Genomic DNA, 12508 nt, shown 5'->3' with positions numbered 1-12508 from the left:
CTCAAAATCCTGCACCCTGCGTTGTCGGTGCCGGATTGACTGATTTTCGTTTTCGTTCACGCAACCAAAGAAACAAAAGCAAGGCGCCCAAAAGGGCCAGAGTTAACAATCCACCCAGTTTCATTACGTTGCCGGCAAATACCACATAACCTCCGGCATCGGGGTCGTAGTGGAAGCAGTACAGGATTATGCGATCCATGGTGCTGCCGATTTTCCCCTGCGACGCTTCCACCAGTCCGAGTCGAAGATCACGTTCGTTAAACTGGATGCCGTAGAGGTAGCGGCTAATGGTTCCATCGGGTGCAAGTATTGTCACCAGGGCGGGATGTGCCCATTGTTCGTTCGATTCATCCCAGTAGTACTTGAAACCGACGGCGTCGGCCAAAGCCCCGGACTGTTCGGACACGCCGGTGAGAAAGAGCCAGCCTGCGTCAAACCCGTTGGCCGTAACTGTCTGGGCATAGTTTTCTTTTTTGGCTGCGGCCAGTTCGGGTCGCTCATCAGGCGCAATGCTCACCGACAGTACAGTGTATTTGTCACCCAGCGGCCAGCCCAGGTCGTTAAGGCCGTCGGCCAGTCCGTTGAAAACCAGATTGCACAACATGGGACAACGATAATACCCCAGGATTATCAAGCAAGGTTTGTCACCTTGCATGAACTCACCAAGCGCGGCGGTGCGACCGGTTTCATCGGTGAAGACCAGGTCCAACGGTACTTTCTCTCCGAGATGCTCTTCGACATCGATAGCTTTCAACTCGACCGGTTGGTCACGCACGATCTGGGCGCGTGAACACGGTGTCACCATCAAGAGCAAAAGAGGCAAAAGAACCGCCATATTCCGGAGCATGATTGCAGTACCGTGCATCTAACGGTTCCCTCCGGATGTTGCCCTGCTGGGGCTGTTCTCCTCGGCCATCAGTTTAAGGGCGCTGTCGATCGGTATTCGATAGGTGCCGGTGACGGACGGCTTCAATTCGTAGGTGGTCAGGGTCTTCTCTTCGAGCACGCGCAGCTCCAGCAACTTCTCTGATTCAGGTTCAAGTGTAAGCTCGTAAATCTGTCGTTCTTTTTCATACACAAAGTATTCGTAGAGGGCTATCACCGACCCGGCTATCACGATAATCGTAATAATCGTGATGGCACCTACCCATCGCACATTTATGTCGTGGCGGTCGTAGCCGTCGTCTTTGTGCTCTGTCTGTTTGTCTGAGTTTTCGCTTGTCATGTTTCACTCTAATGGTTCACAAAACCAATCGATTTCTCCAGTCCGGGATCATTCACCGGCACCAGCGCTTTCCTGGACCAGAGCCTGAAGAAGTACCAAAGAAACAAACCACCAACGCCAATCATAGTAGAAATATCCATCCAGGAAAAATGCGGTCCGTGGCGGTGCAGATTCGGCAGTACCAGCCAGTGCAGATCCACCCAGCGCATGGTGAGTATCCAAAGTGCCATGATGGTCAATACCAGCGGGCTCCGTTTGGCCCTGCGCGTCAAAAGAACAACAAACGGCAGCACGAAATGGCCGAAGATAATTATCAGACTGATGTAACGCCACGGGTTTTCCCAGCGGTGCAAAAACCAAACGGTTTCCTCCGGAATGTTGCCGTACCAGATGAGAAAATACTGCGAGAAAGCCATGTAAGCCCAGAAAATTACAAAGGCAAAAGTCAGCTTGCCGACGTCGTGAAAGTGCTCAATGCTGATCACGTTTTTTAACACCCCGCGTCTGCGCATATACAAAGCAGAAAGTATGACAAACGACAGCACAGCCAGAAAACTACCCGAGAAAACGTAAACGCCGAAAATCGTCGAATACCAGTGGGCGTCGAGAGACATCAACCAGTCAAACGCCGCCAGCGTGGTGGTTATGGCAAACAACAGCATCCCGGCCGCGCTGATCCGCCTCGAAGCCAACGGCATCTTTGCCTGATGTTCGGAATCCTGTCGAATGGATAGCCGATACAATAGCCAGGCAGTGGTCGACCAGATGGCAAAGAAGATCACGGCACGGGTCACGAAGAACGGAATATTGAGATATGCAGCTTTCTTTTGCAGGAGTTGATCGGCCGCCACAATGTCATCGTGGCTCCAATGGTACAATTCTGAAATCCCCAGCAGGACCGGCAAGAATAAAACGGCCATCAACGGTAGGACCATCATGATAGACTCCGACAATCGTCTGAGTACCGTGCTCCAATTGGCGCCGACGAGGTGATGCAGCATAGTAAAGAACAGTCCACCCAGGCTGATCGACAGCCAGAAGACGAAGGCGGTCAGATACGAGTGGAAAAACTGGGCTGCATCGGTGGCGAAACCAATCGCACTCATGGCCAGGCCCGCGATACCCACAACCAGAAAAGCCGTACCGGTCGCACCGGGATTATGCAGATAGAAATTCTCGCTCGTCAGGTTCATGGTTGTTCCACCTGCTTCAGGCTATCTTGAATCTGCTCAGGCAGGTCGTCGAGAGTAGCATTCTGACTGCGTTGGAGGGCTCTCAGGTATCCGATGATGGCCCAGCGGTCATCGACCGGTAGCTGATGCTTATATGACGGCATGTTGCGGACACCGTTGGTAACTATGTCGAAAACTTCTCCATCCGACATTCTGCGAACACGTTCGTTATGGAACGACGGCGGTGGTGCATACTGGTACTGGATCATGATCCCGCGTCCGTCGCCGACCCGTCCGTGGCAGGGCGCGCAGTAGATATCAAATCGTTCTCGGCCGCGTTTCAAGGATGCCTTGGTTATCGCGGTCGGCATGTGGGCAATAAACGTTCCAAAGCCGTCTTTACCGGTGAAGTAAGCTACGTCGTCGCGCAAGTCACCGCGGGCCACCGTTCCCTCGACCGGCCGGCGCATGGCTGAACCATCGTCGAAAAACTCACTTGAAGATTGCGCTTTGTACTTGGGTTGATCGTCCATGTTGGGATTGAGATGGATAGGTTCGCGTTCTGATACCCGCTCACGAACACAGGAGATGCCAGCCAAACATACGAGCGCCAGAAGCGACACCGAAACAATCGTTTTTAGGGCGCATCGCGTCACTCGCGCACCTCCTCTATCGAATTCGCCCCCAACGAGGTCAGTAATTGTCTCACCTTCGCATCTTCAAACTCAGGATCGTCGGCCTCTATGCTGATAAAGAAGCCACCATCGACCACGCGGCTGAACTTATCGGAGTTGAACAGCGGATGGTTCAGTCGCGGCAGGCGGTTAAGACCGAGCAGACCGAAGAAAGCTCCAAAGGCCGACAGTAACACCGTGATTGCAAACGTCACCGGCACGAATGCCTGGTATGAGAAGAGCGGCTTGCCCGAAATTACCAACGGATACGCCTGTGAACTGGTCCAGTACTGCAAACCAAGCGCGCCCAGAAGACCGATGGTCCCCATCACACCGACAATGTAACCAAGGGGCGAACGTTTCAGCCCCATAGCATCGTCCATACCGTGAATCGCGAACGGCGAATGACTGTCAAACTTTTTGATGCCGGCTTTGTGCACGACCTGGGCTGCATCGAGCAATGCCTGGGGCGTGTCAAATTGCGCCAGCAGTCCGACCAGTTTCGCGGTGGCCCTGCTCATGGCACCTCTCCGGCGGCAACGGTGGAAGCTTCCTTGTGATGTACTTCCGCCTGTGGCAGGACACCTTTCACTTCGGACATGGCCACCATCGGCATGTATCTCAGGAACAATAAGAAGAGAGTGAAGAACAGCCCAAACGATCCCACGAAGATTCCAATGTCGTAAATCGTGGGCGAGTAGTAGTCCCAGGCCGATGGTAGATAATCGCGGTGCAGGGTCATGACGATCACGAACCGTTCGAACCACATGCCGACGTTAATCAGAATCGACGCTATAAACATGACCCAGATGGTGGTGCGAAGTTTCTTGAACCAAAACAATTGCGGCACTATCACGTTGCACGAGATCATTATCCAGTAGGCCCAGGCATAGGGGCCGAAAGCACGATTTATGAAGGCAAAGGATTCGTACTCGTTGCCGGAATACCAGGCGATGAAAAACTCAGTGGCGTAGGCGTAGCCGACCATGCTTCCTGTTACCAACATGATAATGCACATGCGTTCGAGATGCTTGAGAGTGATGATGTGGGTCAGGCCGTACAGTTGCCGTGCGATCACCGACAAAGTCATCACCATGGCGAAACCTGAAAAGATAGCACCGGCGACAAAATACGGCGGGAAAATCGTGGTGTGCCAGCCGGGAAGTAAACTGGTGGCGAAGTCGGTGCTGACGATACTGTGTACTGAGAGCACCAGCGGTGTTGAGATACCGGCCAGCACCAGGTAGGCGACTTCATAATGGCGCCATTGACGGTTGCCGCCGCGCCAGCCGAGCGAGAAGATGCCGTAGAAGAATTTCCTGATACGTCCCACGGCGCGTTCGCGCAGCGTTGCCAGGTCCGGTATCAGGCCGACATACCAAAACAAGAACGAGCATATAAAGTACGTCCCAACTGCAAAGGTATCCCACAACAGAGGTGAGCGGAAATTCGGCCACATGCTCATCTGGTTCGGCAGCGGCAGGGTCCAGTGAATGACCCACATGCGACCGACATGTATAGTCGGAAACATCAAGGCGCATATCACCGCGAAAATCGTCATGGCCTCGGCGAACCGATTGATCGATGTCCGCCAGCGTTGACGAAGCAAAAATAGAATTGCGGAAATCAATGTTCCGGCATGACCGATACCGACCCAAAAGACAAAATTGACAATGGCCCAACCCCATCCAACCGGATTGTTCAGACCCCAGATACCGGTCCCCTCCCAGACAAGATAGCCGATCAAGCCGAACAACATCAACGCACCGGCCAACGAAACTGTAAAAGCCGGATACCAGTACTTGGGCGGCTTTCGCTCGACGATCCGGGAGACATCCTGGGTGATCGATTCAAATGTCGGATCGCCACCGATCAGTGGTGGCTCCAGGACAGCCGTGTCCGATTTGTGGGTATCAGAACTCACGCCTTAACTTTCCTCAAGCTCCGGGTTGGGGTTGCGTATCTTGGCCAGGAACGACGTGCGCGGCTTGACATTCAACTCGGACAGCAACTCATAGCCACGGTTGCGTTTTTTCACTTTGGAGACTTCGCTGTTCGGATCGTTAATATCACCAAACACGATAGCGCCGGTCGGGCAGGTTTGTTGACAAGCTGTGACTACGTCACCATCATTCAACTTGGCCCCGGCAAGTTTGGTGTCGCGACGGGCGCGATTGATTCGTTGAGTACAATATGTACACTTTTCCATAACGCCGCGAGAGCGCACGGTGACATCCGGGTTCTGCGCCATCTGAGTCGTTTCCGGAATGTCTTTGGTGAAATTGAAAAAATTAAACCGGCGCACTTTGTAGGGGCAATTGTTGGCACAATAGCGCGTCCCGATACAACGGTTGTACACCATCGTATTCAGGCCCTCTTTGTCGTGCACGGTCGCGGCCACCGGACAAACCTGCTCACAGGGGGCGTTCTCACAATGCTGACAAGCCACCGGCTGATGAACCATGAGCGCATTCTCAGGCTCGCCGTTGAAATAGCGATCGACTCGCAGCCAGTGCATCTCACGACCTTTTTGCACTTGTTCGCGCCCGACCACCGGAATATTGTTCTCACTTTGGCAGGCCACCACACAGGCGTTGCAGCCGATACAGGCGTTGAGATCAATGGCCATGCCCCACTGGTATCCCTCGCTGTAATCATGCTCTTCCCACAGCGATGTCAAAGGCGGATGTTCAACCATCTCACGCGCGAATTCCGGATGTTTTTTGTATTCGTCAAGAGTTGCTTCGCGCACGATGGGACGGCCCTCCATACTGGAATGATCCTGCGTGTTGGCCATGTCATCGCGGCGACGTCCCGTTTTGGTCATTGAGAGACCGGTGGCGAAATGCATGGCGTCGGTGGTGCGAAGCTCGTATGTGTTCACGCCGACATTGCTGCCGACACGACCGGCCTGGGTCCGTCCGTAGCCCAGCGGCAGTATCACCGTTTGGTCAGCTTGCCCCGGCACGATCCAGATAGGTATCTCAATACTGCGTCCCTTTAGGGCCAGCGTTACGATATCACCGTTGACAAGATCAAACTCGTTGGCTGTTGTCGGACTGATCAGCGCTGCATTGTCCCAGGCCAGTTTGGTGACCGGGTCGGGCAACTCCTGCAACCAACCGTTGTTAGCGAATCGCCCATCATAAGTAGAGTAGCTGGGCGTGAAGATGACTTCAAGGTTAGAGGCCTCAGTCACTTGTCGCGCGAACACGCGGTTTTCGAGGATCGACTTCGCAGCGTTCGGATTCGGTCGTGGCCCGGGTCCTTCCGGTTCCAGGCGGACAATACCATCGTGGAGCACACGTTGCCAGGATTTCTCGAAGTCACCGGAGGACATCATCCACTTAAACGTATCACGAACGATTTCATGACTGGATTTATCAGTTCCCGACACCATGAGCGACAGCAGTTCCACTTCGCTTTTCGCGCCGTGCAGCGGTTCAATCGTGGGCTGAATTACACTGTAGGTACTATCAGCAGCGCGCGCGTCAGACCAGGATTCGAGGTAATGAGCCTTAGGAAGATACCAGTTGCACTCTTGCGCCGTCTCATTTCGGTGAAGCGAGACATGCATGGTGTTTCTGGTGTTCTTCAGTAGTCTCTTAAAATCCACATCGGCCGGCATATCGAAGACAGGGTTACCACTCAAGATAACCATTGTGTCGATGTGACCTTCAGAAACGTCGGCGGCAAAAGAACCTAAAGCGCTTGTGTCGGCTACCGACGATGAACCCCCACGAACCCAACGGACAATTGGTTCTCCAGCCATAACATCGTTCAGGAGCGCAACCAGACCGTGTACCTCCGGCGATAAATGGAGTCCGGCAAGAATGACAGCGCTTCCTTGTGCAGCCATTAGGTCTCGTGCCATGACTGCGATGCTCTGAGAATGTTCACCGAAACCGTGACTTTCCGGAATGTCGCCGAGATTGAGCCCCTGTTTTTTCAACTCGACCGCCAGGGCTTTCAGGAATGGCCCGATCTCCGACGGTTTGAGCCGGAGTCTGTGGTCGGCAGAAGCACCGGTAACGGTGTGAGCGCTTTCAACCACATATAGCCGGTTCATCTCATCGTTCTCAGTCGCCACTTTGCGGCCACTGGCGAACCCGCGAGCCATCGTGATACTCTCCGGTTCGCCAAGCAGGAAGTCTGAGTCGACGGCTACGATCACCTTCGCAAGATCAAGTCGGTAAACCTGTCGGTGATCTTCGGACGGTGTATAGCTGGCCAGTTTTCGACCTTTAACCACATTCTCATCACTCACCGGCTCCCATGTCGCCCAGGTCGCTCTGGGGAAGCGTTTCTCAAACTCACGTTTGAGCCTGAACAGTGTCGGCGAGGCGAACGGTTCGGCCAGAACGGCCAGCCCCTCACCTTCGTTGGCAAGAAACTTCTCTTCGAGCGTCTTCCAATGTGCCACGAAATAATCCCATGATGCGTCGACACCGTCGTGCACCACGCCACCGGCCCGATCCGGATCGTACAGATCAAGGATCGACGCTTGCATGTAAGCACTGGCCGCACCCAACGACGACGGATGCAGCGGGTTCCCCTCGATCTTGGTCGGTCGGCCCTCGTGGGTTGTCACCAGGGCGCCGTAGGACCGATTGCCGAACGGCATGGTGGTGGCATACTGTTTGGGATTGCCGGGAACGATTTCCTCCGGCGCCTGCACGTAGGGGATGATTCTCTCTTTGGGACGGCGGCATGAGGCCAACCCGGCCATGGCCATTGAAGCGCCCATAAGGGTCAGAAAACTGCGTCGCGACCAGGAGTTGTCGCTGCTATGCCCGGCGCTGTCAGGTACCGGGTCGAAGACTTCGCCGCCGGCGGCTCTTGCTTCGAGACTGCGCCAGTATTGTTGCTGTTCGATCTTTATCTTGTCACTCATCGGTGGCACCTGGAACAATCGGTCGAGGGGGAGAGCTTCATCTTTTCGATATGGTCTTTGGCGAACTGGTCATGATCCTGGCGCGGCGACCAGGTCATGTTGGTCACCTCTTCAACCGGCCTCAGGTGCGGCTCCGGATTGCGATGACAGTCCAGGCACCAGGACATGCTCAACGGCTCAACCTGCCGCACTACCTCCATCCGGGCCACGTTGCCGTGGCAGGAGACACACCCAACTCCGGCCGTGACATGTGCGCTGTGGTCAAAGTAGGCATAGTCGGGCAGATTGTGAACGCGCACCCATTCTATCGGCTGGCCAGATTCCCAACTGGCTCGCACCGGGGCCAGCTTTTCGCTCTCCGGCAGGATAAACTTGTGGCAGTTCATGCAAGTCTGAGTCGGCGGCAACGATGCTACCGCCGACCGTTCGACGTTGGTGTGGCAGTAACGACAGTCCAAGCCCAGATCACCGGCATGCAGTTTGTGGCTGTAGGCAACCGGCTGTACCGGTTGATAGCCTACATCGGTGTACCAGGGCGATCCAAAATACCAGACCGAGGCAACCACGCCGACCGCTGTCAGAACTACGCCGAGGCCGACGTATAGCGGCAGCCGATTGGTCCATTTGGGAAAGAATTGTGCCAAACCTGCGTCTCGTTATGTCTTCGTTTCTCAGTCGTTGTCATTGCCCCACCGTGTCCGCTCGGTGGGTGGTCACTTTCTCTAATCCTGCATCGTTTTTCTTCTGCGGCAAATGTCGGCGCCGCTCATTGTGTACCATAACAGTACATCATTCGGACGGTTCCCACCTGCGCCAATGTCCGGACAAATCATCGTACCACGCCGCTCCTCAGACAAAGCGATCCACTATAATGGCCGTAAACAGGCCAAACAGGTAAATCAGAGAAAACCTGAAGAGCCCCGCCAGACGGTTCGGTCCGGCGCCCCGCTTGGCGATCCAGGTCTTAACCAGGTACACGCTGCCCAAAAGCAGCGCCACGGTCATATACAGCCACTGCATGCCAAAGAACACCAGGCTCAAGCTGAGCCCGAACAAAACCAATGTATACCGAAAAATGCTGTCCAGCGCCGCCTGATCACCTTTGACCAATGGATACATGGGCAACTCGGCTTTTTTGTAATCATCTTTGAGCCTCATGGCCAGTGTCCAGAAGTGCGGCGGAGTCCACAGAAATATGAGCAGGAACATCAGCCACGGTAGTGCCTCCATCCGGCCGGTGGCCGCTGTCCAGGCCCCGACTGGCGCCATAGCGCCGGCAATCCCGCCGATTACGATGTTCTGTGGGGTCGACGGTTTTAGATATAATGTGTAAAACAGACCGTAGAAGAGAATATTGCCCAAAGCCAGCGCCGCCGTGAGCAGGTTGAACCAGGTGGCGAACAAGACAACACCGGCCACGCCGATCAATATCGAAAAAGCCAGCGCATGGGACGGTTTGACCCGACCGGTCGGCAGAGGGCGTCGTCCTGCGGTGCGAGACATCTTGGCATCGATCTCTCGTTCGAAATATTGGTTAAGACCGTTGGCCGCGCCGCCGGTCAGAAAAAGCCCGATCAGCACCAAAAACAAGCGGATAGGAGACGAAAGCAAACTTCCCTCGACGATCAGCGCAGCCGCACCGGTGAAAGTGACCAGCAACATTATAGTCGGTTTGGTGAGTTCCAGATAGGCGCGCATCTCAAGTCCGGTCCGCTATGGCATCAAGCCTGATTCGGTGTTTCGGTTTATTAGTCACTTCGCATTCTCCTGTCTTTCGTTACCAGTATGCAACAAACGCCACACTGTCAGGTTCCAACAAGTGTTGCCGGTTTGTTTGGCTGTTTATTATGACCGACTGTCGAGTTCTTGAGCACAATGATTGAATCTAAGAGACTGCCAACCGATGAGCAAGGAAGATCATCACACCACTCCAACTTGTCTGACCGCTCACGACCGATTTTGCCCTTGATTACGTCACGGGTTCGCTGTAGATTCAACGCGGCCCCCGGTGAATCGAGACCACAGATATGAGAGGAAATCTATGCGATTGTCAGTTTTAACTGTTCTTCTGGGGGTGATCCTATTGGTGTCGCAAATCCGGGCGGGTGTTGTCACCGGCAAAGTGACCGGCCAGGAAACCGGCGAGCCGCTGTCGGGCGCCACCGTGCGGGTGGTGGGAACTTCACGCTCGATGCTGGCCAACGACCAGGGATCGTATCGGATTCGTCTCGATCCGGGCAGCTACCAACTTAAGTTCAGCCATGTCGCCCATTACTCGGTAATCAGCGAGATTGAGGTCACCGAGATCGACCAGATGTTGAATGCCGAGCTGCCTTCGGCACTGATCGAAGTTCCCGGCACCACTGTTTACAGTCGCGCTTATGATCCTGCTCAGCGCATCATAATGGAGGCCATCCGACGAAAAGAAGAAATCCTGTCGCGGCTCGGCAGCTATGATTTCGATGCATACACGCGCCTGGTGATCCTGGATGAATCCAAATCGGACACTGAGAGCGTGGTTCTCATCACCGAGATGCAGATGAAAGGCTTTTGGGAACAGCCGGATAAATACAAAGAAATTATCACCGCGCGAAAAGTAAGCTCGAATGTGCAGGCGGAGGGGACGCTGGTCACAATCGGTGAAATCCTCAATTTCAATGCTAACCGGATCGAGATTGACCGTTATGCCGTGGTGTCGCCGACGGCCACCGATGCACTCGACTACTACAATTACTACCTGATCGACACGGTGTTCATTGACGATCAATTGATCTTCCGTCTCGAACTGGAACCGAAAAACAACGCCGACCCGTTGTTCGTCGGGACCATAGACATCGCCGATTCATCGTTCGAAGTAGTCGGGGTCGACGGCAGTTTCTCGGAGGGCTTCGAGACACCGTTTATCGACAGCCTGAAGTACCGCCAGCGGTGTACTCAGTTTGACAACGAGTATTGGATGCCGGTCGAAATCGGGTTTTCAGCCAATATTGACCTGCCGATTCCGGGAATGCCGATCTACTCGGCCGACTATGTGGCCGCGCTGCACAACTACTCGTTCGAAATCGAGCATGAAAAGGATGTTTTTGACTACGCTCTCGAAGTCGACGCCGAAGCCGACGACATTGATTCAGCCACATGGCACTCCGGCCAGTTGATCCCGTTGACAACTATGGAACAACGAGGCTATGAACGGATCGACTCTGTTGAGAACGCTCCCAAACCGTTGGGGAAAAAGTTGCTGCGAGGTGCGGTCAGGACCGTTGCGCGCGCTTTGTTCGATGAAGACTTCTTTCATTTCAATCGCGTCGAAGGCGCCTACCTTGGGTATTCCGGAACTCAGCGCGGATTAATTCCGAGAACCAGGCTATGGTACAAAACCGGCTATGCCTTTGACCGACAGCGATGGCAGCATCGTTACTCGTTACGCTTCCGGTTGTGGCAAAAGCGGCTACTCGACATCGGCCTTACCTACACCGATGATATCCTACCGGTGTCGAGTATGATCACGACCAGCTATAACCCCACATTGATGGCTCTGTTCAACAAGATCGATCCACTTGACTACTACCGCAGCCGTGGCGTACATGCCTACACAAGAGTGAAACTGGTCAACCGGATCGGGCTCAGAGTAGGCTACAACGATCACCGTCACTACAACGAAGTCAACAACACCAGCTACAGTTTCTTCCGTTCCGACACAGCCCACAGACCCAATCCTGAGATACTTGAAGGCACCCTTCGTTCCGGATTCGCACGGTTGGTCTACGATTCCCGCCCGGTGGTGAAACTCAAAAATGAAGTGGTCATATTCCCCGGCGTACCGATGACCCGACTGGAATTCAATGTCGAGTACGCCTCGCCCGATTTCATCGACAACGATTTCGATTTTGTGCGCTACTCACTACAACTTCGGCGTCAGCAGCGGACTTTTGGTTCGGGATTGACCACTATTCACGCTATGGTCGGGGGTTCTGAGAGACACCTGCCGCCTCAACGGTATTTTTCAGTCGATTTCGGCGATGAATTCCTGTCGGGCAACATGAATTTCAAGACGCTCGGCGAGAAGAATTTTAGAGGCAGTCCGGCTGCTTATGTTTACCTCAATCATGATTTCGGGAAATGGCTGTTCCGTCGGAGCGGTCTTCCCATTGTGAAAAGTCTGCCGTTTTCTCTTAGCGTGTACGGCGGAGTGTTCTGGACCGATCTGGATAAAGACGCGCACATGCCGGGCGATGACCTGATAGTCATCGCACCGACTTCGTATGAAGAGATCGGATTCGGGTTAGGGCAGATTCCACCGATTGGCCTCAAACTTTTCTTCAGTTGGCAGTTGTCCAACTACAACACCAACAAGTTCACATTGAGCGTGGGCGGAAGTTTTGACTAGCCCATAGATGGGCGGCTTGCCCGTCACCCATCGCTTGCTATGTCACCCCGAGCGGAGTCGAGGGGTGAATCTGCGTCTGTCGTTGTGCCCGCGTGATCTTCAGATCGCGCGGGTTATCGCCGCCGAGTCTGAAGACTCAGCCACCACAAACCCATT

10 protein-coding genes are annotated in these 12508 nt (G+C 54.2%); 1 reads left to right on the top strand and 9 read right to left on the bottom strand.

Annotated features, from left to right (window positions below; translation table 11 throughout):
* Position 1: 1 nt before the first annotated feature.
* From OEV49_01625 to OEV49_01585, 9 genes are all read right to left on the bottom strand, one after another.
* Positions 2-865 (bottom strand): SCO family protein, encoded by an 864-nt coding sequence (locus OEV49_01625; protein MDH3889756.1) that lies wholly within the window; start codon positions 863-865, stop codon positions 2-4.
* On the bottom strand, positions 866-1225 hold the full coding sequence (locus tag OEV49_01620) for a hypothetical protein (GenBank protein ID MDH3889755.1): 360 nt from the start codon (positions 1223-1225) through the stop codon (positions 866-868).
* A gap of 8 nt (positions 1226-1233) precedes the next feature.
* Positions 1234-2418, bottom strand: coding sequence for a hypothetical protein (locus tag OEV49_01615; protein ID MDH3889754.1), 1185 nt, complete (start codon positions 2416-2418; stop codon positions 1234-1236).
* The gene (locus OEV49_01610; GenBank protein MDH3889753.1) at positions 2415-3053 is read right to left on the bottom strand and encodes a cytochrome c; all 639 of its coding nucleotides are present in this window, start codon (positions 3051-3053) and stop codon (positions 2415-2417) included. The genes OEV49_01615 and OEV49_01610 overlap by 4 nt, the downstream gene beginning before the upstream one ends.
* Complete coding sequence (locus OEV49_01605; protein MDH3889752.1) at positions 3050-3592, bottom strand: DUF3341 domain-containing protein; 543 nt, start codon at positions 3590-3592, stop codon at positions 3050-3052. Before OEV49_01605 ends, OEV49_01610 begins: the two co-directional genes overlap by 4 nt.
* Positions 3589-4995 carry a polysulfide reductase NrfD gene (gene nrfD / locus OEV49_01600; protein ID MDH3889751.1) on the bottom strand — a complete coding sequence of 469 codons (1407 nt, stop codon included), beginning with the start codon at positions 4993-4995 and terminating at the stop codon, positions 3589-3591. The genes OEV49_01605 and nrfD overlap by 4 nt, the downstream gene beginning before the upstream one ends.
* Before the next feature lie 3 nt (positions 4996-4998).
* Complete coding sequence (locus OEV49_01595; GenBank protein ID MDH3889750.1) at positions 4999-7965, bottom strand: Fe-S-cluster-containing hydrogenase; 2967 nt, start codon at positions 7963-7965, stop codon at positions 4999-5001.
* Positions 7962-8609 (bottom strand): cytochrome c family protein, encoded by a 648-nt coding sequence (locus tag OEV49_01590; GenBank protein MDH3889749.1) that lies wholly within the window; start codon positions 8607-8609, stop codon positions 7962-7964. Before OEV49_01590 ends, OEV49_01595 begins: the two co-directional genes overlap by 4 nt.
* Before the next feature lie 205 nt (positions 8610-8814).
* On the bottom strand, positions 8815-9663 hold the full coding sequence (locus OEV49_01585; protein ID MDH3889748.1) for a heme o synthase: 849 nt from the start codon (positions 9661-9663) through the stop codon (positions 8815-8817).
* A gap of 343 nt (positions 9664-10006) precedes the next feature.
* Between OEV49_01585 and OEV49_01580 the strand changes: the two genes are divergently transcribed.
* A complete protein-coding gene (locus OEV49_01580; GenBank protein MDH3889747.1) occupies positions 10007-12352 on the top strand; it encodes a DUF5686 and carboxypeptidase regulatory-like domain-containing protein in 2346 nt (781 codons plus the stop codon).
* The last annotated feature ends 156 nt before the right edge of the window (positions 12353-12508 follow it).

It is taken from the genome of Candidatus Zixiibacteriota bacterium (assembly GCA_029860345.1).
In the GTDB taxonomy this organism is placed as follows: domain Bacteria; phylum Zixibacteria; class MSB-5A5; order GN15; family FEB-12; genus JAJRTA01.
The sequence above is the reverse complement of the archived record's forward strand: the minus strand, read 5'-3'. Positions and strand labels throughout refer to the sequence as shown.

Excerpts from the sequence above, each read along its gene's own strand:
- OEV49_01580 (MDH3889747.1), top strand. The coding sequence starts at position 10,007 with ATGCGATTGTCAGTTTTAACTGTTCTTCTGGGGGTGATCCTATTGGTG.
- OEV49_01625 (MDH3889756.1), bottom strand. The coding sequence starts at position 865 with ATGCACGGTACTGCAATCATGCTCCGGAATATGGCGGTTCTTTTGCCT.
- OEV49_01595 (MDH3889750.1), bottom strand. The coding sequence starts at position 7,965 with ATGAGTGACAAGATAAAGATCGAACAGCAACAATACTGGCGCAGTCTC.
- OEV49_01585 (MDH3889748.1), bottom strand. The coding sequence starts at position 9,663 with ATGCGCGCCTATCTGGAACTCACCAAACCGACTATAATGTTGCTGGTC.
- OEV49_01620 (MDH3889755.1), bottom strand. The coding sequence starts at position 1,225 with ATGACAAGCGAAAACTCAGACAAACAGACAGAGCACAAAGACGACGGC.
- OEV49_01615 (MDH3889754.1), bottom strand. The coding sequence starts at position 2,418 with ATGAACCTGACGAGCGAGAATTTCTATCTGCATAATCCCGGTGCGACC.
- OEV49_01605 (MDH3889752.1), bottom strand. The coding sequence starts at position 3,592 with ATGAGCAGGGCCACCGCGAAACTGGTCGGACTGCTGGCGCAATTTGAC.